Genomic DNA, 23,237 nt, shown 5'->3' with positions numbered 1-23,237 from the left:
GCTCGTCGAGGTCTCGACGAGCCCGACCAACGGGGCCTTTTCGCTACCGCACCCTGACGGTCACCTTGGTCTCCGCCGGCAGCACGAGCTCGCTGCCGAGGTAGGTCGCCGTCACCGTCAGGTCACCGTTCCTGGGCCGGGGCACCTCGAACCGGGCCCGGCCGTTCTCGATCGCCGCGGTGAGCGTCTGCCCACCCTGGACGGCCAGCCGCACCTGTCCGGTCACCCGGACGTCGTACGGCGCGGTGAGCGACACGGTGACCACCGCCTTGTTCCCGGCGGCCTTCGCCGCCGTGATCTCCATGGTCGGCATCACCTTCTCCACCACTACCCGGACCCTCGACGACGACGACCGGTGATCGGCGTCGCCCCCGTACCGCAGGGTGAGGTCGTAGACCCCGGGCCGGAGCGAGGTTGCCGGCAGGACGAGGGTTCCCCGTCCGTCCGCGATGGTGGCCTCCGCGAGCTCGGTCTCGCCGTTGAACAGCTCCACCGAACCCGTCGCCGTGTCGGGTGACACCGCCACCGAGACAGTCCCTGCCGTGCCGTACGTGATCGGCAGGGCGACACCGGCCACCGCCGTCACCGCGGGCGACTTCACCGTGATGGTCACCGTGGCCGCCGCGGAGAGGTCCTCCCCGTCGTCGGCCCGGTAGGTGAAGACGTCCTTGCCGGAGAACCCGGCGTCGGAGGTGTAGGTGAAGGAGCCGTCCGCCGCCAGCGTGACCTTGCCGTTCGCCGGCTGGGTCACCCCCGTGGCGGTCAGCACGTTGCCGTCGGCATCCGTGTCGTTGGCCAGCACGCCCGGCGCCGGGAGCGTGAGCGGCTGCCCGCCCACCGCCGCGTACGCGTCGGCACCCGCCACCGGCGCGGTGTTGACCGGCGGCTGCTCACCCTCCTCGACGGTGATGGTCACGGTCGTCGCCGCCGACGTCGCCGCGCCGTCGGACGCCTTGTAGGTGAAGGTGTCCGTCCCGAAGTACCCGGTGTCGGGCGTGTACGTGAAGGACCCGTTGGCCTCCAGCGTGACCTCGCCGTTCGCCGGCTGGGTGAGCCCGGTGGCGGTCAGGTCGTCGCCGTCGACGTCGGTGTCGTTCGCCAGGAGACCCGGCGCCTCCACCGACAGCGGCTCGTCCTCGACGGTGCCGAAGGCGTCGGCCGCCCCGACCGGGGCCACGTTGGCCGCCGGGCCGGCGTGGAGCTGGCCCACCTGCTCGGCGGTCAGCTCGTACCCGAACATCCGGAAGTCGTCGACCAGGCCGTCCCAGCGAGCGTCCGGCCAGCTCGTGCCGCCGATGAGGTTCGTCGTCGTCTGCCCGCCCACGCCGATGTCACCGATGCTGACGGTGAAGTCGTTACGCGTGGCCTGCAGCTCGCCGTCGAAGTAGATCTTCCCGACCGACCCGCTCTGGGTGAACACCACGTGCGTCCACTCGTTCAGCGGGAGGTCGTTGCCCTGGCCCAGCACCAGACGTTCCTGGGCGCTGCCCGGGGTGCCCGGCGCCTTGAACGTCGCGGCGAAGCCGGTGGCCCCGCTGGTCTGGGTGTTGGACTGGAGCAGGAAGAACGTGTCGGTGCTGCTGCCGATCTGCAGCAGCGGCACCCAGGTGGGCAGGGCGTCCGGGCGGGCCCAGATCGACACGCTGAACTGGTCGTCCATACCCGCGTCGATGTTGTCCGGCAGCTCTACCTGGTTGCCCGTGCCCGACGCGCCGCCGGGCAGGTTGACCCCCGTACCGAACCGTCCGTCCGGGGTCCAGCCGGCAGACCCGCCGAGCGTCGCCGCCCCGACCGAGCTGTCCAGGCCGGTGTTGGCCGCCGTCGTGCCCTGACCCTCGTTGAAGGTGTAGTGGATCGGCGTGCCCTCGCCGGGCGGCGGTCGCTCGACCGTGTGCTTGACGGTCTGCGCGGAGTCCCGCCACCCGTCGTCGGCGAGGAAGCGGACCTCCACGTCGTGCTCGCCCGGGGAGAGCGCGACGTCGGTGAACGACACCGCCCCGGCCGCCACGTCGGCCTGCCCACCGAGGCGGGAGCCGTCGACCCACAGCTCGGCGACGCCCGCGGGGGCCCCGCCGCTCGCCGCCGCGAAGGCCCCGGAGACGGTGACCGGCTCGGCGAACGGCGACGGGGAGACCGGCTCGACCGTGACCGTGGTGGTCGTGGCGAGCGCGGTGCCGTCGTCGTACAGGGCCGCGATCTCGGCGTCGCCGAGCGTCGAGGTGTAGACGCGGACGTCGTCCATCAGGCCGTCGTACGCCGGGTCGGGGAACCCGTTGCGGCCCAGCCAGTTGTTGGCCGTCGGCCCGACGTCGGTCATGTCGATCGTCAGGTCATCGCGGGACGCGATGGGGTCGCCGTTGAGGTAGAGCGTGCCGGTCGCACCCTGCCGGGTGAACGCGACGTGGTTCCACTCGCCGGCCACCACATCCCGGGTGGGTGTGGCGTAGACCCGCTCCTGCAGCGCGGCGCCCTTGGCCTTGAACGTCGCCGCGAGCCCCGTGGCGCCGGCGGCATTGGTCTGCATCTGGATCTGGAAGAAGCTGCCCGCGTCCGCGAGCCCGTCCCCGAGGTGGAACAGACCGATCCAGTTCGCCTTGGTGTCCGGCCGCACCCAGAACGAGGTGGTGAAGTTCGCCTCGCCCTGGAGCAGGTTGTCCGGCAGGTCCGCCGCGTTGGCGTTGCTGCCGCCGGTGAGGTCGAGCGCGTCGCCGAAGACGCCGTTCTCGCTCCAGCCGGTCGCGCCCGTGAGCGTTGCCGCGCCGACGCCGGCGTCCGTGCCGGTGTTGGCGGCCCGGGTCCCGGAGCCCTCCTCGAACTCGTAGTGCACGGGTACGTCGGAGGCGCCGGGGTCGGAGCCCACGATCACCAGGTCGTCGATCATGACGCCCGCGCCGGAGTCCCCGGCGGCGATGGTCAGGTCCTGCGACCTGGCCCCCGCGGTGAAGGTGCCGACGTACTTGCCGAACTTGCTCTGCGACGACAGGTCCGGCGCCGCCGACAGGGTCGTCGACAGGTCGCCGATGGTGAGGTCCACCGTGCCGGGTGCGGTGCCGGCGGACCGGCTGTCGCGGGCGTAGCGCAGCGAGAGGCGGTACTCACGGCCCGGGTCGAGGCCCTTGACCGTGCGCGTCAGGCTGCCCTCGGCGCCCACGCCGAGGTGGTAGCCCGTGGCGCCGAGGCCGCCCTGGCTGGAGGCCGCGGCGCGGACGAGCTGGACCTCGCTGTCGACCTCCCACGGGGACATCCGGCCGTTGCCGGGCTCGACGTCCACCACGGCCGGCGGGTTGGCGGAACGCCACTCCGCCGGGATGCGCGGGTACTCGAGCTGGTCGACCAGGTGCGGGGCCCGGGCGTCCATCTCGACCGTCGGGTCGATCTGGACGATGTCGGCGACGGACGGGGTGCCGTCCTCGTCGAAGACGAACAGCATGTACGCGCCCGGCGGGGCGTAGGTGCCGTCGACCGGCGTCTCGATGGTGAGGTTGCCGCCCTCCTGGGCGAACGCCAGGTCCTGGAAGTTCTGGTCGTTGTTGAACCCGTGCGTCACCGAGCCGTTGCGGACCAGCGTGACCCGGGAGACCCCGGCGCCGGCCTGCACGTCGAAGGTGCCGTCGTAGCCCACCTTCTTCGGGACGCCCGTGACCTCCGGGCGCTCCGCCGGCTGGTTGCCGTCGAACAGGTAGGCCGGGGAGTAGAACTCCACGTCGGTGTAGTTGCGCGGGCCCGGCGTACCGCCGCCGCCCACCATCAGGCGGCCGTCGGGCAGGAGCAGAGCCGTCGAGTGGTAGAGGCGCGCGTGCTCGTAGGGCACGTCCACCACGCTCCACTCGCCGGTGTCGGGGTTCCAGATCTCGGCGGTGGTGACGTAGCCGCCGTTGCCGTTGTTGTCCCGCGAGCCGCCGGTGACGATCACGTTGCCGTCGGGCAGCACGGTCGAGGTGGCCCAGTGGCGCTGGTGCCGCATCGGCTCGGTCGCCTCGACCACCGGCGCGTCGGTGCCGCCGGTGATGTCGACGGTGAAGCCTGCGCGAGCACCGGCCGGTCCCCCGCCGTTGGCCCACCAGCCGCCGCCCACCTGCAGGATCTTGCCGGGGCGGTACATGGTCGCCGTCGACGTGGCGCCGACCGGGTTGCCGAGGCCGCCCTGGTTGGCGACGTCCGTGGGCAGGGTGCCCCGGAGCGTGATCTCGCCGTCGCCCGAGGGGTCGAGCTCGTACATCTGCGTGCCGGTGATGTTGAAGACGTTGCCGCTGCCCGGCGCGACGAACGCGCGCGGGTACCACCAGCGGTTCTCGTCGGGCCCGTTGCCGTTCCCGCCGTCGCCGTACGCCGCGGCGCTGGTCGCGCCGTCGAGGAGCTTCCAGGAGCTGCCCTCGTCCGGGGTGTAGATCTCCGGGGTCAGCACGCCGGGGCCGCCGGGGCCGCCCTTGAGGCTGCCGCCCTGCACGACGACGGAGCCGTCGGGCAGCGTGGTCCCCGTGGGGTACCAGCGCGGGAAGTTCATCGGGGCCTCGGTGCGCAGGCCCTGGTTGGTCGTGTAGCTGGTGACGCCCAGCGACCCGTCGTTGGGCGCGTTGCCGCCCAGGCTGTCGTCACCGCCGACCGTCATCGTGGCCCGCCGGTGCGGCATCTGCACCTGCATCGAGCAGAACAGGTCCGTGTAGGTCGAGTTCGTGACGACGTTGTCGCTCACGTTCGCGGTGGTGCGCTCCTGAGCGGGGTCCCAGACGTCGATCTCCATCTGGCCGCCCTGCGTGACGCACGAGTTGCCGCCGAAGTCGTACGGCGTGTTGTCGGTGCAGCCCGACGAGACGCTGCCGAACGACTGGACCTTGCCGTCGGACGTCAGCGCCGCGTTGATCGGGACCAGCGGCCAGGGCGTGACGCCGCTCCAGGCGCCCTGCTCCGACTTGTCCGGGGGCGAGCAGTCGGCCGGGAGCAGGCCCGAGGAGTAGGCCAGGCCGTTCTTCATCTGCGTGCGGATCGGGGCCTCGGCGTAGGCCGTGCCCTCGTGGCCCATGCCGGAGTACCACGACCGGCCCTCGTCGATCTCCTGGCACCAGGTGATCGGGTGGTCCGTGCCGTTGTTGCCCCCGCCGTACGACGACTCGTCGGCGTTGAGCAGGGTGCGCACGTTGGGGGCCGGGTTGACCAGCCAGTCGTACCACTCGTCGCTGCGCGTGAAGTCGGCGGGCAGCCCCTGGGTCAGCGGGTGGGCGGCGTCCGTGACCACCACGCGGCCCGGGCGCACCGCGGGGTTCTCGGGGTGGCCCTCCGACATCGCGCCCACGAGCCGGGCGTAGAACGGGTTCACGTCGTGCTCGCTCTGACCGACCGACCAGCCGGCGTAGTGCATGCCCATGTACCCGCCGCCGCCGCGGATGTAGGCCTCCAGCGCCGCGCGCTGGGCCACGTTGAACAGCACGCCGCCCGTCTGCGCGAAGACCACGGTGTCCTTGGTCGCGAGGTTCTCCGTCGTGAAGGCGGCGGCGTCCTCGGTCTCCTGGATCTCGACCGGCTGGTCGTACTCGGTGCCCAGCTGCGTGGCGAGGTCGCGCACGGCCTGGCGGGCCTGGACGTGGGAGGCGTGGAAGTTGGGCTTGTAGAACAGCAGGACACGCAGCACGCCGTCGTCGACGGAGCCGACGGCGGCCTGCGCGGCCGTGTCGGGGGCGGCCTGCGCGACGCCGCTCCCCAGGGGTACGGCCACCGCGAGGGCGGCCAGCATGGCCGCCAGGCGCCCGGGCGCCCAGCGGGGGCGGCGCGCGGGGCGCCGCAGGTCAGGTCTGCGTAACAGGTTCATCGTTGAATCCCTTTTCGCACGGGGGTGTGGGGGTATGACGGCGACCCGGGCGGCCGGCCCGTACAGGGCCGGCCGCCCGGACCGTGGTGCGTGGTCAGCGCAGCTCTGCGATGACCGTCTTCAGCTCGGTGTAGTCGTCCAGGCCGAACGACCCCAGCTCGCGGCCCCAGCCGGACTGCTTGAAGCCGCCCCGCGGGAGGGTGACGTCGTCCGCGTGCCAGGTGTTGAGCCAGACCGTGCCTGCCCGCAGCCTGCCGCCGACGCGGTGGGCGGTGCTGAGGTCCTTCGACCAGACGCCGGCGGCCAGTCCGTAGACCGTGTTGTTGGCAGCAACGACCACCTCGTCCTCGGAGTCGAACGGGATGGCGGTGATGACGGGGCCGAAGATCTCGTCCGTCTGGACCGCCATCTGCTCGGTGACATCGGTGATCAGGGTCGGCGAGAAGAAGTAGCCGCGGTCGGCGGCGGACTCGGGGCTGCCCGCGGCGAGCGTGGCGCCGTCGGCGACCGCCCCGCGGACGTAGCCCATGACCTTCTCGTGCTGCTCCTGCGAGACCAGCGGCCCCATGGTGGTCGCCGGGTCGAACGCGTCGCCGACCTTGATGGCCCTGGCCGCCGCGGCGACGCCCTCGATCACCTGGTCGAACACCTCGCGCTGGACGTACAGGCGCGAGCCGTTGACGCAGCACTGGCCCTCGTTGAAGTAGCCCGCGAGCGCGGCGCCGGCGATCGCGGCGTCGAGGTCGGCGTCGGCGAAGATGATGTTGGGCGCCTTGCCGCCGAGCTCCAGCGACACCTTCTTGAGGTTCTTCGAGGCGCCGGCGGCGATCTTCTTGCCCACCTCGGTGCTGCCGGTGAAGGCGACCTTGTCGACGCCGGGGTGGTCCACCAGGGCGGCGCCCGCGTCCCCGAACCCGGGCAGGATGTTGACGACGCCGGCCGGGACACCGGCCTCCAGCAGCAGCTCGCCGAGCCGGAGCGCGGTGAGCGGCGTCTGCTCGGCGGGCTTGAGCACCACCGTGTTGCCCGCGGTGATCGACGGGACGATCTTGAACGCCGCCATGGTGAGCGGGAAGTTCCACGGCACGATGCCCGCGACGACGCCGATCGCCTCGCGGCGCGTGTAGGCGTGGAAGTCGCGGCCGGGCACCGACATCGGGATCGTCGTGCCCTCCATCTTGGTGGCCCAGCCCGCGAAGTAGCGGAACAGCTCGGCGGCCACGCCGACGTCGCCCCGGGCGGACGCGAGGCTCTTCCCGTTGTCGAGCGACTCGAGCTGCGCGAACTCCTCGGTGCGCTCGTCGATCATGTCGCCGATGCGCCACAGCAGGTGCGAGCGGTCGCGCGGGGTCATCCGCGACCACGGGGAGCCGTGCTCGAAGGCGTTCCGGGCGGCCGTGACCGCACGGTCCGCGTCGACCGCGGAGGCCTGGGCGACCTGGACGAGGACGTCCTCGGTCGCGGGGTTGACCGTCGCGAAGGTCTGGCCGTCCTTGGCGTCCACCCATTCGCCGTCGATCAGCAGCTGCCTGGGCGAGGAGAGGAACTTCGAGACGGCGGGCAGGAGCTGGGGATTCTCGGACATGAGAGCCTTCCTTGGTCTGGCGGGGTTCTGGCGGTTCTGGCGGGGTTCTGGCGGTTCGGGATTCGGGGTCGTGGGGACTGAGGCAGTGGGTCGCGGCTACTTGATGATCAGGACCTTCGACCGGTCGAGGGTGAGCGCGACGGCCGCGACGATGATCGCGCCGTAGAGGATCTGCTCCCACGCCGACGGGACGCCGACGATCGGCAGCCCGACCCGGAGCAGCGTCACCACGAGCGCGCCGGCGAGGCTGCGCCACAGCGAGCCGTGACCGCCGGTGATGGCCGTGCCGCCCACCACGATGGCCGCGACCGCCGGCAGCAGCAGGTTGTCGGCCATCGACGGGCTGCCGCTGAAGTTCCGGGAGACCAGCATGACGGCGGCCAGGCCGGCGCACGCACCCGAGACGGTGAACGCGGCGACCTTGACCAGGTCGACCGGCGCGCCGCCCAGCCGGGCCGCCGACTCGGAGTACCCCGTGGCGCGGACCCAGGTCTCGAGCGGGGTGAGCCGGAGCACCAGCGAGATGACCGCGACGACCACCAGGGCGACCACGAACGCCATCGGCACCACGCCACCCACGTAGAGCGTGAGCCAGTTGGTGGCGTCCCGGTCGGCCACCCGGATCGGTCCGGCGTCGGAGATCACCAGGGCGACCGCGGCGAAGATGCTCATGCCGCCCAGGGTGACGATGAAGGACGGGATGCGGAGCAGCACGTGGGCGACGCCCTGCAGCGCCCCGATCGCGGCGGTGGCCCCGATGATCGCGAGAGTGGTGAGCCCGCCGAGGTCGGGCAGCCACAGCGCGAAGAAGACCGTGGCGAGCGAGCAGAGCGCGGCGATCGACAGGTCGATGCCACCGCACAGGACCACCAGGGTGGCGCCGGCCGCGAGCACCACGAGCGGCGCCGACGTCCGGACCGCGGCCGTGAGGCTGTTCAGGGTCAGGAAGCTCGGGTCGGCGATCGTCAGCGCCGCGAGCAGCACGACGAGCGCGATGACCGGCATGAACGACGTCAGCCGCTGACCGACGGTGGGACGCGCCAGGACGACGGCGTCGGGGGCCGGCGTCGTGAGGACGGGTGCGGACACGGTCAGACCATCTCCTTGACGAGGTCGAGCGGGGTCGGCTTGCCGCCGGCGGGGGCGGCGACCTCGGTGGTGGCGCGGCCGTCGCTCATGACGACGATCCGGTCGGACATGCCGATCGCCTCCTCGAGGCTGTCGGCGAGCAGCACCGTGGCGACGCCGCTCGCCGCGAGCTCCCGCATCAGGCGGTACACCTCCGAGCGGGCCCCGATGTCGAGGCCGCGGGTCGGGTGGTCGAGCAGCAGCAGCCGGACGTCGCCGGCCACCAGCCAGCGGGCCAGCACCACCTTCTGCTGGTTGCCGCCCGACAGGCGCTGGATCGCGGTGCCCCGGTGCGGGGTACGGATCGAGAGCCGCTCGATCCACCGGTCCACCAGCGTGGCCTGCTTGCGCGGCCGCACCACGGGGCCGGTGCAGCGTGCGTGCTGCTTGGTGAGGGTCATGTTGTCGGCCACCGACATGGGCCCCACCATGCCCTCGGTCTTGCGCTCGGCGGGCACGTAGCCGACGCCGGCGGCGCAGGCCGCGCGGGTGCCGGACAGGTCGAGCCTCTCGCCGTCGAGCACCACCTCGCCTGCGGTGGTGGGCTCGGCGCCGAACAGCGCGCGGCACACGTCCTCGCGGCCCGAGCCGTGGACGCCGACGATGCCGACGATCTCGCCCGCGTGCACGTCGAGGTCGACGTCGCGGAAGGTCTTGCCGGTCAGCCCGCGCACCACGAGACGGGGCCTGCGGGGTTCGTCGGACCGCTCGTCGGAGCCCTCGGCGGCAGCACCGTGGTAGTGGTCGTCGGACCCGGTGGAGCCGATCATCATGCGGTGCAGCTCGGCCGGGGCGGCGTCCGCTGCGGGCAGCTCGCCCACCGACTGGCCGCCGCGCAGCACGGCGACCCGGTCGCAGACGTCGAGCACCTCGTCGAGCCGGTGCGAGACGAAGACGACGGACGCGAACTCGCGCAGCCTGCGCACCTGGGTGAACAGGGTCTCGATCTCCTTGGACTCCAGCACCGAGGTGGGCTCGTCGAGGATGATCACCGGCGGGTGGGACGTGCGCTCCTCGATGCGGAGCACCTTGGCGATCTCGACCATCTGCCGGTCGGCGAAGCTCAGGGTGTCGGTGCGGGCGAGGGGGTCGATGTGCGACCCGATCTTGTCGAGCTGCTCCTGCGCGAGCCTGCGCATCGTGCTCCAGCGGTAGACGCCGCGGCGCACGCCCGGCCCCTCGCTGCCGAGCACGATGTTCTCGGCGGCGGTGAGGTTGGGCACCAGCGACTGCTCCTGGAACACCATGCCGATGCCGTGGTCGGCGGCGTCCATGATGCTCTTCAGCCGCACCTTCTCGCCGCGCACCCAGATCTCGCCGCCGTCCGGCCGCACCAGGCCGACCAGGGCCTTGAGCAGCGTGGACTTGCCCGCGCCGTTCTCGCCGGCCAGGCCGAGCACCTCGTGCTGGCGCACGACCAGGTCGACGCCGTCGAGCGCCTTGACGCCCGGGTAGTGCTTGACCAGGCCGCGCACCTCGAGGGCGGGCACGGGTGCGGGCACCCGGGACTCGGGCTGGGTCTGCAGGTTGGTGGTCATTTGGTCACCTGGTTCCTACGACGCTGTGGGATGACGGCGGCGGCCACGGCCGCGACGACGATGAGGCCCTGGACCCCGCCCTGCCAGTAGGGGCTCACCCCGACCTGGACGAGGCCGTTCGTCAGGACCGTCACCAGCAGCACCCCGACGGTGGAGTGCAGGATGCCGCCGCGGCCGCCGGTGAGCAGCGTGCCACCGACGACGGCGGCGGTGATGGCGGAGAAGTCGTAGCCCCTGCCCGCCTGGACGAGCCCGGCGCCGAGCTGGCTCGTGACCAGCACGCCGGCGAGGCCGTAGAACGCGCCGGCCATCGTGAAGACCGCCACCTTGTAGGGCGCGACCCGCACGCCCGAGAGGGCGAGCACCTCCTCGGCGCCGCCGATCGCGAACGCGTACCGGCCCAGGCGCGTGTAGCGCTGCACGAGCCAGCCCACGAGCACGCAGGCCAGCGCGATCCAGGTCAGGCGCGCGAGACCCAGGAACCGCTCGACCGCCCAGCCCTCCAGCATCGGGTCGGAGACGTTGGGCTGCACCCCCGCGAACATGAGGGTGGCCAGGCCGAGACCCACCGCGGAGATGCCCAGGGTGGTCATGAACGACGGCACCTTCAGCACGACCAGCGCGAGCCCGCTGAGACAGCCGAGCGCGGCCGCGAGGAGGACGGCGACGGCGACCGCGAGCAGCCCCAGGTCGTTGTCGTTGCGGTTGTTGGCAGCCAGGAGGGCGACCGTGATCGCGGCCGCCCCCATGATCCCGGGAGCCGACAGGTCTATCGACCCCATCATCAGCACGAAGCTGATGCCGCAGGTCACGACCGCCAGCACCGCCGCGGCGTCCAGGACGTTCTGCACGTTCGAGACGGTCCGGAAGTCGGGGCTGAGGACTGCGAAGACGCCGAAGATGACGACCAGGGCGATCGGCGGGCCGGCGTCCCGGAGCGACACCCCCCGCCGAGGCCGGGGGCGCTGCACGGGCACGACGTCCGTGCCGGCTTCTGTGCCGGCTCCTGTGCCGGCCTCGGTGGAGGGTGCCATGGTCACGAGATCGCGCCCTGCGACCGGCTGAAGAGGTTGTCGCAGGCGAAGTCGTCCTCGCTGACCTCCGGGGAGACGAAGTCGGCGACGTTGTCCTGCTCGATGAGGAACTGCTCGGCGAACCAGGCGCGGTCCTCGGCTGCGATGTCCTCGGCGGCGAGCTCGCCCGTGGCCACGCAGTAGCCGATGGCGAGGCCGATGCCGCCCTGCCAGGGGCCGTCGCTGGAGACGGTCGCCGTCATGGTGCCGTCCTGGATCGCGGTGAGCGCGTCCGGCACGGCGTCGATGCCGACCACCGCGACGTCGTCGCGGCCCGCCTGCTGCAGCGCCTCGAGCGCGCCGAGCGCCATGTCGTCGTTGGCGGCCCAGATGCCCTTGACGTCGTCGCCGTGCTTGGTGAGCAGCGTCTTGGTCACCTCCAGCGCCTCCGCACGGGAGAAGTTGGCGGTCTGGTCGTCGAGCAGCTCGACGTCCGGGTTGGCCGCCAGCGACTCCTCGAGCCCCGCGAACCGGTCCTTGGCTGCGCCGGTGTCGAGGATGCCCTGGAGGGCGACGATGCCGCCCGAGCCGCCGATGGCCTCGGCCAGCGCGTCGCCGATCTGCTTGCCCGACTCCACGCCGTCGTAGGTGATGTGGGACAGCCACTGGTCGTAGTCGGTGACGTTCAGGTCGGCCGGCTTGTTCCACTGGGTGACGAGGTAGGCGCCCGCCTCCTCGGCCCCCTCCACGATGGGCGGGGTGTCGGAGTCGCCGTTGGGCAGGATGTTCATGACGAGGCACTCGGTGTCGCCCGCGAGCAGCTGGCTGATCTGCTCCTGCTGACGCGTCGAGTCGCCGTCGTAGGTGAGCCGCTCCTGGGTGAGGCCGACCTGCTCGGCGAACGCGTCGCCGCCGTCGAGCCAGGCGGCCTCGTAGGGGTTGGACTCGTTGCGGACCTGGCCGACCAGGGTCACGTCGGCGGGGTCGCAGGCGGCGGCGCCGTCCCCGCCGGCGGCAGCGCCGCCGCCGGCCTGTTCGGTGCAGCCCGTGAGGGTGGCCGCCGCCAGGGCGACGCCGATGACGGCTGCCGTGTGTCGAGCGGTGCTGTGTCGAGAGGTGAACTTCATTGTCGTTCCTCTGTTTCGTTCAGTGCCGGTGACCGGCGGTGGGACTGAGTGGTGGAACTGAGTTGTGGGCTGGGTGGGGAGGGTGGATCAGCGGGCCATCCAGCCGCCGTCGACGGCAAGGACGTGGCCGTTGACGTAGTCGGCGGCCGAGGAGCTGAGGAACACGGCGGCCCCGGCGATGTCCTCGGCGGTGCCCCAGCGTCCTGCCGGGATGCGGTCGAGGATGGAGCGTGAGCGGTCCGCGTCCTCGCGGAGCGCCGTGGTGTTGTCGGTGACCATGTAGCCCGGCGCGATGGCGTTGACCTGGACGCCGTGCGGCCCCCACTCGTTGGCCAGCGCCTTGGTCACCCCGGCCACGCCGTGCTTGCTGGCGGCGTACGACACCACTCGCAGGCCGCCCTGGAAGGACAGCAGGCTCGCGATGCTGACGATCTTGCCGTGGCCCCGTTCGACCATCGGCCGGCCGAGCTGCTGGGTGAGGAAGAACAGCCCGTTGAGGTTGACGTCGAGCACCCGCTGCCAGGACTCGCGGCCGACGGCGACCGAGTCGGCGCGGTCGATGATCCCGGCGTTGTTGATCACGATGTCGACCTGGCGGCTGTCGTTCAGCTCGGCGCTGACCCGCTCGACCGCGTCCAGGTCGCTCACGTCCAGGTCCACGACATCGGCCTCGACGCCGAGGTCGGCGGCCAGGTCGCGAGTCGTGTCCTGGTTGCCCTTGCGGCCGAGCAGGACGACGTCGGCCCCCGCCCGGGCGAGCCCCAGCGCGATCGCCCGGCCGAGACCACGCCCGGCGCCCGTCACCACCGCGCGCCTGCCGTGCAGGTCGAAGGGTGAGCGGGCCTGGGTGGCCGTCCCGGCAGCCGGGTCGGTGGTCACAGGTCCTCCAGCGGCACGGGGCTCAGGTCGGTGTAGGCGTTGTTCTCGCCGGCCATCGCCCAGATGAAGGCGTACGACCCGGTGCCGGCACCGGAGTGGATCGACCACGGCGGGGAGATGACGGCCTCGCGGTTGCGGAGCACGAGGTGGCGGGTCGCGCCGGGCTCCCCCATGAAGTGGAAGACGCGGTCCTGCTCGTCGAGGTCGACGTAGCAGTAGATCTCGGTGCGGCGGCCGTGCAGGTGCGGCGGGAACGTGTTCCAGACCGAGCCGCCGGACACGACCGTGACGCCGAACTGGAGCACCGAGGACTCCACGTCCTGGCCCCAGACGTAGCGGAAGAGGTTGCGCTCGTTGGCCGCCTCGGCCGAGCCGAGCGCGACGGGCTCCACCTCGCTGTGGACGAGCGCCCGGGTCGGGTAGGTCGCGTGAGCCGGGGCGGACACGAAGTAGAAGGCCGCGTCGGCACCGACGAAGGACACCTCGCTCCCCCGTCCGACGAAGAGGCCGTCGAGGTGGTCGAGCTCGAACTTCTCGTCGTCGACGACGACGTGGCCCGCGGCGCCCACGTTGACGACGCCGAGCTCGCGGCGCTCGAGGTGGGCCTCGGTGCCCAGTACGTCGGACCAGGCCGGGAGGCCGACCTGGCCGCTGCCGGGGACGGCCCCGCCGATCACCATCCGGTCGTCGTGGGTGTACGTGCCCCGGACCTCTCCGCTCACGAAGAGGTCTCCGACGAGGAAGTTCTCGCGCAGGTCCGCGGTAGTAGCAGTCTCCGCACTGGACGGAGATGTCGAGTATCGAACCTGGATCACGCAGTCACCCCTCAATTTGTGAACTGTGTTCGTCTATGTGAACTTGCCCGATGATAGACGTGATCGCGCTCACTGGTCAAGGGGTGGAAACCTGTCCATATATGCGAACTCGCGGTAGTGTTGTTTCACCCCGCGGACCCCCCGGTGGTGCGCCACGGTGGTGCGCAGAAGGACAGAGGAGAGCGTTCATGCAGCTTCAGAAGGAACTCCGCAAGGAGATCGCCGGCGACGCCGGACCGGTCAAGTCCGCGGCCCGCGCCCTGGACCTGCTGGACGACATCGCGGCCAACGGCCCCGGAACCCAGCTGCAGCTCTCGACGCGCCTCAACATCCCCAAGAGCAGCCTCCACGCGCTGCTGCGGACCATGGTCGACCGGGGCTGGCTGCAGACCGACCCCACCGGGAGCGTCTACCAGCTCGGCATCCACTCGCTCGTCGTGAGCTCGGCCTACCTCGACGGCGACCCGGTGCTGGCCCGCGCCACGTCAGTCCTCGACGAGGTGGCCTCCGCCACCCAGGAGACCGTGCACCTCGGACGCCTCGACGGCGCCGACGTCATCTACACCGCCAAGCGCGAGTCGGTGCACCCGCTGCGCATGCACTCCGCCGTCGGCCGCCGCCTGCCCGCGTACGCCACCTCGCTGGGGCGGGCCCTGCTCGCCGAAATGCCCGCCGAGTCGCGGGGCGACCTGGTGCCCGAGTCGATCGCCGCGATCACGCCGAACACGACCACCGACAAGGACGCGGTGCTCGAGATCATCGACCGCGCGGCCTACCAGGGCTACGCCACGGAGAGCGAGGAGTCGTGCATGGGCGTGCGCTGCTTCGGCGTCGCGCTCCCCTTCGGCCTTCACGCCGTCGACGCCATGAGCGTCGCGGTGCCCATCAGCCGCCTCGGCGACGGGCGCGAGGACCTCATCATCGAGACCCTGCTCAGCGTGAAGTCGCGCCTGGCGGCCGTGCACAACAACAGCCTGGTGCGCTGAGCGCGCGCCCGCCGGACGTCAGCGGGGGCTGTTCCGGCTCGACCACTGGCGATGGTACTGCTCGAACGCCGCGAGCACGGGCTCAGGGCCGCCACGGAGATTCGTCAGCCCGATGCAGACCGGCGTCCCGACGAGCTTGACGTTGGCGCGAGACAGGAGCCGCTTGACCGGACCCATCCGCGCCAGCACGGAATCCGGGTCCTGCACCGTCACGCACAGGTTGACCTGCCTCTGGACGTGCTGGAGGTGCCACCCGGTGACCTGGTCCCAGGTGGTCCGCCCGGACGCGACGCCGCTGGAGGTATCGGTGAAGCCCTCGGCATCGACGACCAGCCGGGGGCCCGGCTTGCGCAGGAGCGTCAGCCAGCCCACCGTCGCGAAGCCGAAGAACGCCGTCCCGACGCCACCGATCACGACGTACAGCAACCACGTGAGCGCTGAGCCCGGGGCCAACCACTCGACGGCGGCCGGGTTGACCGCGGCGGTCAGGATCAGCACGCTGCCGCCCGTCATCAACGGGCCCAGCACCAGCCCTGTCAGCAGCGCACGGCCACGCGATACCTCGAACACCACTGCGTCGGTCACGGCCGAACGGTAGCCAGGCAGGCTAGGCGCACGCCAGAGGCCGCCATGCACTTCACCCCGCACCTCGCGATCAAGGGCCGGGCGGGTGCTCGGCCTGGCCTGATGGTCAACACCTGTTCGGCTCCGCGTCACCCCGACGACAGCAGCCGCCGCCACGATGCGAGGCGTGGAAAACAAGCTCTCCCGCCGATCCCTGCTCCAGGCAGCCGCGGCCGTCCCGATCCTGTCCGCAGCCTCCGCGACCGTCGGCGCCACGACGGCGTCCGCCACCCCGGCGCCCACCACGTCGAGCGGGAGCCGCCCCGACACGACGGACCCGCGGTTCACGATCGCCGTCCTGCCCGACACCCAGTACCTCCTGGACGACGGTGGCTCCGACGCCGAACCGGTCGCCGCGACGCTGCGCCACCTCGTGCGCGAGCAGGCGCGGGACAACATCGTCTTCATGGCGCACCTCGGCGACGTCACCGAGCACGGCACGGTGACCGAGATGCGGGCGGCGAGCCGCGCGTTCGACGCCGCCGGCCGCCTGTCCTACAGCGTGCTGGCCGGCAACCACGACGTCTCCGGCGACGACCAGCGGGGTGACACGCCGTACCTGCGCGCCTTCGGACCGCAGCGGTTCTCCCGGATGAAGACCTACGGCGGCTCCTCCCCCGACGGCTACAACAGCTACCACGTCGTTCGCGGCGGCGGCCGGGAGTGGCTGGTCCTGGCGCTGGACTGGCGCGCCTCCGACGCCGGGCTCGCCTGGGCGCAGGGCGTGCTGGACGAGCACGCCGCGCTGCCCGCGATCCTGACCACCCACGACCTCGTCTGGGCCGACGACGACGGCAGCGCCCAGCTCTCCGACAACGGGCAGCGCCTCTGGGACCGCCTGATCCGGGGCAATGACCAGATCTTCCTCGCGCTGGGCGGGCACTACTGGCCGTCGGGCCGCACCACCAAGACGAACGACGCCGGCCACCCCGTGCACCTGCACATCACCAACTACCAGGACCGCTACTACGGCGGCGCGGGCATGGTGCGGTACTACTCGTTCGACCTGGACCGCGGCGTGATCGACGTCGAGACGTTCTCCCCCTGGCTGGGGGCGAAGCAGGACCCCACGCCCCTGGAGTCGGAGCACGTGGAGCTCAGCGGCGACGTCGACCGGTTCACCGTCGAGATCGACTTCGACGAGCGCTTCGCCGCGTTCGCGCCGCCGGTGCTGCCGGTGCCGCTCCCGCCGTCGGCGGTCATGCCCCGCGGCACCGTCGCGTACTGGCGATTCGACGAGGCCGGGCTCGCCACCGGGCTCGCCACCGTGGGGTCCGACGGCGCCCCGGTCGCACCGGGCACCGTCGCACGCGACCTCACCGGGAACGGCAACGACCTCACCTCCTCGCTGCTGCACGCCAGCGGCCCGGAGACCCTGACCTGGTCGGCCGAGCACCACGACGCCCAGCCGGCCCACGCGAGCCTGCGGTTCGACGGCGGCAAGGGGCCCGACCGCGGCGCGGTGCTGCGGACCGGCCCCGACGCTCCGGTGAACAGCGCGAAGTTCGAGTCCGGCTACACGATCGAGACGTTCCTCAAGCTGCCCGAGCCGTTCGAGGGCGACCACGCCTGGATGGGCATCCTCAGCTGGGAGGGCCGCGCGGGCGACGCCGGCAAGCACAGCGGCTGGTCCGACGACGAGCCGACGTGCAGCCTGAACCTCTCGGGCGAGCGGTTCCTGCAGTTCGTCGTCTACCCCGTACCGGGCGACGCCGACCCGACCTCCTGGAGCCACGCCGTCCCGGTCGGCCGGTGGATGCACGTCGCGCTCGTCAACGACGGCCGGCACACGGTGATGTACGTCGACGGCTCGAAGATCGTGCGCAACGCCGCCGAGGAGTCGCGCGGTATCTCCACGCTCGGCAAGCCGTTCGCCATCGGCGGCACCCAGTTCGACGAGAAGTACGAGCAGGGCTTCTACGGCTGGATCGGGGACACGAGGATCGTCTCGCGCGCCCTGCGGCCGGACCAGTTCCTCACGGCCAGAAGCCGCTGAGCCGGGAGCAAAATCACCCGGTCCGAACTCATTGCCTATGGCGCGTCGAAGCGGTTACGCTCAGGCGCGCCATAGCAATGCACAGCCATCATCGATCCCGCGCGTCGAAGCGGTTGCACTGCACGCGCACAGCCATCCTTTTACCGAACGCTGACAGTGTTGTCAGCAACAGAAGGGTAGAACCGATGAAGCGTCGATCACTCCTCCTGGCCGCCCTCGCGGCCCCGCTCGCCGTCGCCGGCGCCACGTTCGCTCCCCCGGCCCCGGCCCAGGCCGCCACCTGGACGTCCTCCGACCGGTGGGGCAGCTGGAACAACAGCGGGTACACGCTCTACAACAACGTCTGGGGCGGCGGCTACGGGCCGCAGACGATCTGGGCCAACTCCTACAACAACTGGGGAGTGTGGGCCAACCACCCGAACACCGGCGGCATCAAGTCCTACCCGAACGTGTCCTACAACCTCGGACGAGACGTCTGGGACATGGGCAACGTCAACAGCACCGCCAACGTCACGGTGCCCTCGGGCTCCGGGCTGGCGTACAACACCGCCTATGACGTGTGGGGCAACGGGCACGACCACGAGATCATGATCTGGACGCAGTGGACGTCCAACGTCGGCCCGATCGGCAGCTACGTCTCCACCGTCACCCTCGGCGGGCGCCGCTGGAGGTACTACAAGGGCCACAACGGCGGGAACCACGTCTACAGCTTCCTCGCGGAGTCCCAGAGCACCAACATGTGGGTCGACATCACCGCCCACTCCCAGTGGCTCGTCAGCCAGAACCACATGCCGCGGGTGCGGATCGACCAGATCCAGTTCGGCTGGGAGATCACCTCGTCCTCGGGCGGCCGGGACTTCCGCGTGAACTCCTACTCGCTGAACCGATAGCTCGCTGAACCGATAGGCCATACAGCTCTGAGATGAAGCCGCCTCGGCCCGGCCGGGGCGGCTTCATCTCAGAGATCATCCCAGGATTCAGGGGTGATAAATCCAAACCCCCTGGACAAGTGCTCGGTGCAGGCTGAGCATCAATAGATGAGCAACAGTGATGACGCTGTGGCAGAAGTAATCCCGCCCGCTCCTGGTTCCGGAGCCGGCGTATTGGCTCGCGAGACGTACCGCCATCTGCGGCTCATGCTCGTGACGCTACCGGCGCTGATGTTTCTCGCGATCTTGATCCTCGCCCTCACCGGACAGGTGGAGGGTTCCATCAGCGCGTACTACCTGGGTCCTATCCGCGACATATTTGTTGGCGCGATGGTGGGCACTGCCGTGTGCCTCATCGTCTATCGAGGCTCCCCGGCATTCGAGGACTACACCCTCAACGTCGCCGGCTTCTACGCGATCTTCGTTGCCTTCGTGCCGACCGGCCTTGCGGAGAATCTCGCTTCTCTCAGCGCCGAGGAACGCCAGGAGGCGGTCAACGCACTTCGAATCACTATCGGTGCCGTGATCGCGGTCACCATAGTCTTTGTCGTTCTTGAACGACGGTTCGGCCAGTGGTCGATCCCTGATCTGCTGGAGCGACAGACAACCAGATGGGTGTTCATAGTCACGAACGTGCTGGGTCTAGCTTTTCTCGCCCTCGTTATTTTCCGGGGATTTGCGGGCGACAGCTTCCAGGGCATCCATCTTGCCGCGGCAGTTCTGCTGTTCCTGAGCCTGGCGGGCGCCGTGGCCAGCCACGCCTGGCCGGGCACCTTCGGCGGCACGGGGTCGGGCATCAAGGCGTACCGGACGATCTTCTGTCTGATGCTGGCCGGGATCCTGGTCGCCGGGGTACTCCTGGCCCTGGGATCGGAGTACACGGCGCTTGTCCTCGAGGCGTGGGAGATCGCATGCTTCTGCGCCTTCTGGGTCATGGAGGCCAAGCGCACGTGGCCGGCGACCGCCTGAGCGAGTACTCCGTTCGACAGGCCAGAGGGGACCGTAACCCGGCGGGTTACGGTCCCCTCTGGCCTGTTGAACAGGAGTCAGGACCGCCCTCAGCGCCGGCGCGGGACCAGGAGCGAGCCACCGAGGATCGCGAGCCAGATGACGTTGATCAGACCGATGCTGGCGACGGCGCCCCAGCCGTTCGCCGCGTAGAACTCCGCGGCGTTCATCCCGAAGAAGATCGACGGCAGCAGGGCCAGCCAACGCCACGATCGCCGCCCAGATGTACATGAGCGAGGCGACCGTGAAGACGCACGTGTCCCGGATCCTGACGAAGACGGGCAGCGAGAACCGCGTCCAGGTCGCCCTGCTCGTGTACCAGGCGCAGAGCGCGAGAGGATGAGCACATGCCCTCACCCGTCCGCCCCGGCCTGGCGATCACCTCCGCGCTGACCATCCCCCGGGCAGAGCTCACGGAGCGGTTCTCGCGCGCCTCCGGCCCGGGCGGCCAGGGCGTGAACACCACCGACTCGCGCGTCGAGCTGTCCTGGGACGTCGGCCGGTCCGCCGTCCTGAGCGACGCGCAGCGCGAGCGCATCACGGGCCGGCTCGCGGAGCGGCTGGTCGACGGCGTCCTCACCGTCGTCGCCTCGGAGAACCGGGAGCAGCGGCGCAACCGCGACGCCGCAGCCAAACGTCTCGCGGCTCTCGTGGCCGACGCCCTCGCCCCTCCCCCACGGACCCGACGCCCCACGCGGGCGACGCGGGGTTCGCAGGAGCGGCGGCTGACCGCCAAGAAGCAGCGGTCCACGACCAAGCAGCTGCGCTCGTCCAGGCCCCGGCGTGAGGACTGAGGGCTGTCGTAGAGCCCTTGCGATACCTTGCCGAAATGGCCTTGCCCGTCCGTGCCAGGCTTCGACGGTGAACAGGACCGACGTCGCACGTGCGATCGCAGCGGCAACCTCGATCGCCGCATCTCTCGACCTGCCGGCCGACGACGCCGTCGTCCTGCACAACTCGAACAAGCTGGCGCTGCGGCTGACGCCGTGCGACGTCTTCGCCCGGGTCGCCCCTGAGGGACAGGAGGTCGCACGGTTCGAGGTCGAGCTGGCGCAGCGGCTCGCCGAGGTCGGCAGCCCGGTGGGCCGGCTGGACCCCCGGGCGGACCCGCGGGTGTACCGGCGCGACGGTTTCGCGGTGACGCTGTGGACCTACTACGAGCCCGCGGCACCGCCCACCTCACCGGCCGAGTACGCCGAGGCGCTGGAGCGGCTGCACGCCGGCATGCGCGCGGTCGGCCTGCCGAGCCCGAGGTTCACGGACCGGATCACCGAGGCGGAGGACGTCATCGCCGACCCCGCCCGCTCGCCGGAGCTGGCCGACGCGGACCGGATGCTGCTCGGCGGCAGGCTGGCAAGCCTGCGGGAGGCGATAGTCGGTCGCGGCGCGGCGGAGCAGCTGCTCCACGGCGAGCCGCATCCGGGCAACGTGCTCAGCACGAAGGACGGCCCGTTGTTCATCGACCTCGAGACCTGCTGCCGTGGACCCGTCGAGTTCGACCTCGCCCACGCACCCGTGGCGGTCGGCGAGCACTACCCCGGCGTCGACCAGGGGCTGCTGGACGACTGCCGGCAGCTCGTCATCGCGATGATCGCGACCTGGCGCTGGGAGGTCGGCGACCAGTTCCCGGACGGGAGGCGGTTCGGCGAGGAGTGCCTGCGCCTGCTGCGCGCGGGTCCGCCGTGGCCGGCGCTCGACGCGCTGCCCGGTCTGCCGGAGAGTCCGGAGCCGGACGGCCCGTAGCCGAAGGCCCCTGGCGAAATCGTGTCAGGCTGGAGAGATGGCGAACCGTCTGGCGACCGCGACCAGCCCGTACCTCCTCCAGCACGCGAACAATCCCGTCGACTGGCGGGAGTGGGGCGAGGAGGCGTTCGCGGAGGCCCGGCGCCGCGACGTCCCGGTGCTGCTGTCCGTCGGGTACGCCGCGTGCCACTGGTGCCACGTCATGGCGCACGAGTCGTTCGAGGATGCCGGCGTGGCCGCGGCGCTCAACGACCGTTTCGTCGCGGTGAAGGTGGACCGCGAGGAGCGGCCCGACGTCGACGCCGCCTACATGAGCGCGACCACCGCCCTCACCGGCCAGGGCGGCTGGCCCATGACCTGCTTCCTCACCCCGGACGGCGACCCCTTCTACTGCGGCACCTACTACCCCCGCGACCACTTCCTGGCGCTGCTCGACGGCGTCGCGGAGGCCTGGGCGGAGCGCCGGGACGCCGTCGAGCAGCAGGGCGCGGCGATCACCGAGGCGGTGACCCAGGCGTCGACGCGCCTGACCCCGGACCGGCTGGACGACGACGCCCTCGCCGCCGCGGTGCGCGCCCTGGCCCACGAGGCCGACCCGGTGCACGGCGGGTTCGGCCGGGCGCCCAAGTTCCCGCCGTCCATGACGCTGGAGCACCTGCTGCGCCACCACGCCCGCACCGGCGACCCCGAGGCGCTGCGGATCGTCGAGCGCGCGTGCGAGGCGATGGCCCGCGGCGGCATCTACGACCAGCTCGCGGGTGGGTTCGCGCGCTACTCGGTGGACGCCGCCTGGGTGGTGCCGCACTTCGAGAAGATGCTGTACGACAACGCGCAGCTCCTGCGGGCCTACCTCCACCTCTACCGGGCGACCGGTTCGCCGCTCGCCGCACGTGTCGCCCGCGAGACCGCGGGCTTCCTCCTGACCGACCTGCGCACGCCCGAGGGCGGTTTCGCCTCGGCGCTCGACGCCGACACCGACGGCGTCGAGGGCCTCACCTACGTCTGGACCCCGGCGCAGCTCGTGGAGGTCCTCGGGCCGGACGACGGCGCCCGTGCCGCGGAGCTCCTGTCCGTCACGCCCGAGGGCACCTTCGAGGAGGGCGCCTCGACCCTCCAGCTGCCCGAGGACCCCGACCACGGCTGGTGGGCCGGGGTGCGCGCCCGGCTCGCCGAGGCCAGGTCCGCGCGGCCCCAGCCCGCCCGCGACGACAAGGTGGTCACCGCGTGGAACGGCCTGGCGATCGCCGCCCTCGCGGAGGCCGGGGTGCTGCTCGGCGCACCCGGCCTCATCGCCGCCGCGCGGGAGTGCGCGGAGCTCGTCCTCGGCCGCCACCTCGTCGACGGACGCCTGCGGCGGGCGTCACGCGGCGGCGTCGTCGGCTCCGCGCCCGGCGTCGCCGCCGACCACGGCGACCTCGCCGAAGGGCTGCTCGCCCTGCACCAGGCGACCGGCGAGACGCGCTGGCTCGACGCCGCGGGCGGCCTGCTCGACACCGCGCAGAGCCGGTTCGGCGACGGGGCGGGCGGCTTCTTCGACGTGGCCGACGACGCCGAACGCCTCGTGAGCCGGCCGAAGGACGCCACCGACGCGGCCGAGCCGGCGGGCCAGTCGGCGCTGGCCGGCGCGCTGTGCGCCTACGCCGCCCTGACCGGCTCGCCCCGGCACCGTGCGGCGGCCGAGACCGCCGTGGCTGCGGCCGGCTCACTGGCCAGGCAGGCGCCGCGGTTCGCCGGCTGGACCCTCGCCGTCGCGGAGGCGCTCGCCACCGGCCCGCTGCAGGTCGCCGTCGTCGGGCCCGACGACGACGCGCGCGCCGCGCTCGAACGAGTGGCCAGGGGCGCGACGTCGGCGGGGCTCGTGGTCGCCGTCGGCGAGCCGGACGCCCCGGGCGTGCCCCTGCTCGCCGACCGACCGCTCGTCGACGGGCAGGCGGCGGCCTACGTGTGCAGGGGGTTCGTGTGCGACCGGCCGGTGACGACCGCCGAGGAGCTCACGGCGGCGCTGGGCGCCTGACGGGGCGGGCGGCTCACCGGGGCGCCGGTACGTTCTTCGGCTCGGCCGG

At 71.6% G+C, this 23,237-nt stretch carries 16 protein-coding genes and 1 pseudogene; 8 read left to right on the top strand and 9 right to left on the bottom strand.

What is annotated here, in order from left to right; genetic code table 11:
• Positions 1–43: 43 nt before the first annotated feature.
• The 8 genes from ACNYC2_RS07770 to kduI form a co-directional block, all read right to left on the bottom strand.
• The gene (locus tag ACNYC2_RS07770; RefSeq protein ID WP_419706470.1) at positions 44–5,803 is read right to left on the bottom strand and encodes a LamG-like jellyroll fold domain-containing protein; all 5,760 of its coding nucleotides are present in this window, start codon (positions 5,801–5,803) and stop codon (positions 44–46) included.
• 94 nt (positions 5,804–5,897) lie between these two features.
• Positions 5,898–7,388 carry an aldehyde dehydrogenase family protein gene (locus ACNYC2_RS07765; protein ID WP_419706469.1) on the bottom strand — a complete coding sequence of 497 codons (1,491 nt, stop codon included), beginning with the start codon at positions 7,386–7,388 and terminating at the stop codon, positions 5,898–5,900.
• 96 nt (positions 7,389–7,484) lie between these two features.
• Entirely contained in the window at positions 7,485–8,477 is a 993-nt protein-coding gene (locus ACNYC2_RS07760; protein WP_419706468.1) for an ABC transporter permease, read from the bottom strand.
• Positions 8,478–8,479: 2 nt separating this feature from the next.
• Positions 8,480–10,054 carry a sugar ABC transporter ATP-binding protein gene (locus ACNYC2_RS07755; protein ID WP_419706467.1) on the bottom strand — a complete coding sequence of 525 codons (1,575 nt, stop codon included), beginning with the start codon at positions 10,052–10,054 and terminating at the stop codon, positions 8,480–8,482.
• Positions 10,051–11,088 (bottom strand): ABC transporter permease, encoded by a 1,038-nt coding sequence (locus tag ACNYC2_RS07750; protein ID WP_419707789.1) that lies wholly within the window; start codon positions 11,086–11,088, stop codon positions 10,051–10,053. The genes ACNYC2_RS07755 and ACNYC2_RS07750 overlap by 4 nt, the downstream gene beginning before the upstream one ends.
• Positions 11,089–11,090: 2 nt before the next feature.
• Positions 11,091–12,194 carry a sugar ABC transporter substrate-binding protein gene (locus ACNYC2_RS07745; protein ID WP_419706466.1) on the bottom strand — a complete coding sequence of 368 codons (1,104 nt, stop codon included), beginning with the start codon at positions 12,192–12,194 and terminating at the stop codon, positions 11,091–11,093.
• An 87-nt stretch (positions 12,195–12,281) separates the two neighbouring features.
• Positions 12,282–13,073 carry a 2-dehydro-3-deoxy-D-gluconate 5-dehydrogenase KduD gene (gene kduD / locus ACNYC2_RS07740; RefSeq protein ID WP_419706465.1) on the bottom strand — a complete coding sequence of 264 codons (792 nt, stop codon included), beginning with the start codon at positions 13,071–13,073 and terminating at the stop codon, positions 12,282–12,284.
• Positions 13,070–13,888: a 5-dehydro-4-deoxy-D-glucuronate isomerase gene (gene kduI / locus ACNYC2_RS07735; RefSeq protein ID WP_419706464.1), complete on the bottom strand. Its 819-nt coding sequence runs from the start codon at positions 13,886–13,888 to the stop codon at positions 13,070–13,072. The genes kduD and kduI overlap by 4 nt, the downstream gene beginning before the upstream one ends.
• 188 nt (positions 13,889–14,076) lie before the next feature.
• Between kduI and ACNYC2_RS07730 the strand changes: the two genes are divergently transcribed.
• The gene (locus ACNYC2_RS07730; protein WP_419706463.1) at positions 14,077–14,874 is read left to right on the top strand and encodes an IclR family transcriptional regulator; all 798 of its coding nucleotides are present in this window, start codon (positions 14,077–14,079) and stop codon (positions 14,872–14,874) included.
• Between the two features lie 18 nt (positions 14,875–14,892).
• Here the strand turns inward: ACNYC2_RS07730 and ACNYC2_RS07725 are convergent, their stop codons facing one another.
• On the bottom strand, positions 14,893–15,459 hold the full coding sequence (locus ACNYC2_RS07725) for an STM3941 family protein (protein ID WP_419706462.1): 567 nt from the start codon (positions 15,457–15,459) through the stop codon (positions 14,893–14,895).
• Positions 15,460–15,625: 166 nt separating this feature from the next.
• On the opposite strand from ACNYC2_RS07725, the gene ACNYC2_RS07720 reads away from it, so the two are divergent.
• The 7 genes and pseudogenes from ACNYC2_RS07720 (at position 15,626) to ACNYC2_RS07690 (ending at position 23,188) form a co-directional block, all read left to right on the top strand.
• Positions 15,626–17,494, top strand: coding sequence for a LamG-like jellyroll fold domain-containing protein (locus ACNYC2_RS07720; RefSeq protein WP_419706461.1), 1,869 nt, complete (start codon positions 15,626–15,628; stop codon positions 17,492–17,494).
• A 185-nt stretch (positions 17,495–17,679) separates the two neighbouring features.
• A complete protein-coding gene (locus ACNYC2_RS07715; protein WP_419706460.1) occupies positions 17,680–18,384 on the top strand; it encodes a GH12 family glycosyl hydrolase domain-containing protein in 705 nt (234 codons plus the stop codon).
• 147 nt (positions 18,385–18,531) lie between these two features.
• On the top strand, positions 18,532–19,392 hold the full coding sequence (locus ACNYC2_RS07710; RefSeq protein ID WP_419706459.1) for a hypothetical protein: 861 nt from the start codon (positions 18,532–18,534) through the stop codon (positions 19,390–19,392).
• A gap of 232 nt (positions 19,393–19,624) precedes the next feature.
• A pseudogene (locus tag ACNYC2_RS07705) lies at positions 19,625–19,774 on the top strand (response regulator transcription factor); the annotation flags it as partial.
• A 4-nt stretch (positions 19,775–19,778) separates the two neighbouring features.
• The gene (arfB, locus tag ACNYC2_RS07700; RefSeq protein ID WP_419706458.1) at positions 19,779–20,225 is read left to right on the top strand and encodes an alternative ribosome rescue aminoacyl-tRNA hydrolase ArfB; all 447 of its coding nucleotides are present in this window, start codon (positions 19,779–19,781) and stop codon (positions 20,223–20,225) included.
• A 67-nt stretch (positions 20,226–20,292) separates the two neighbouring features.
• Positions 20,293–21,174, top strand: a complete 882-nt coding sequence (locus tag ACNYC2_RS07695; protein ID WP_419706457.1) for a phosphotransferase — start codon at positions 20,293–20,295, stop codon at positions 21,172–21,174.
• 37 nt (positions 21,175–21,211) lie between these two features.
• Positions 21,212–23,188, top strand: a complete 1,977-nt coding sequence (locus ACNYC2_RS07690; RefSeq protein WP_419706456.1) for a thioredoxin domain-containing protein — start codon at positions 21,212–21,214, stop codon at positions 23,186–23,188.
• Positions 23,189–23,237 lie beyond the last annotated feature (49 nt).

Origin of the sequence: Promicromonospora sp. NFX87, from assembly GCF_048564965.1 — a bacterium.
In the GTDB taxonomy this organism is placed as follows: domain Bacteria; phylum Actinomycetota; class Actinomycetes; order Actinomycetales; family Cellulomonadaceae; genus Promicromonospora.
This window is presented reverse-complemented; position numbering and strand designations above follow the sequence as displayed.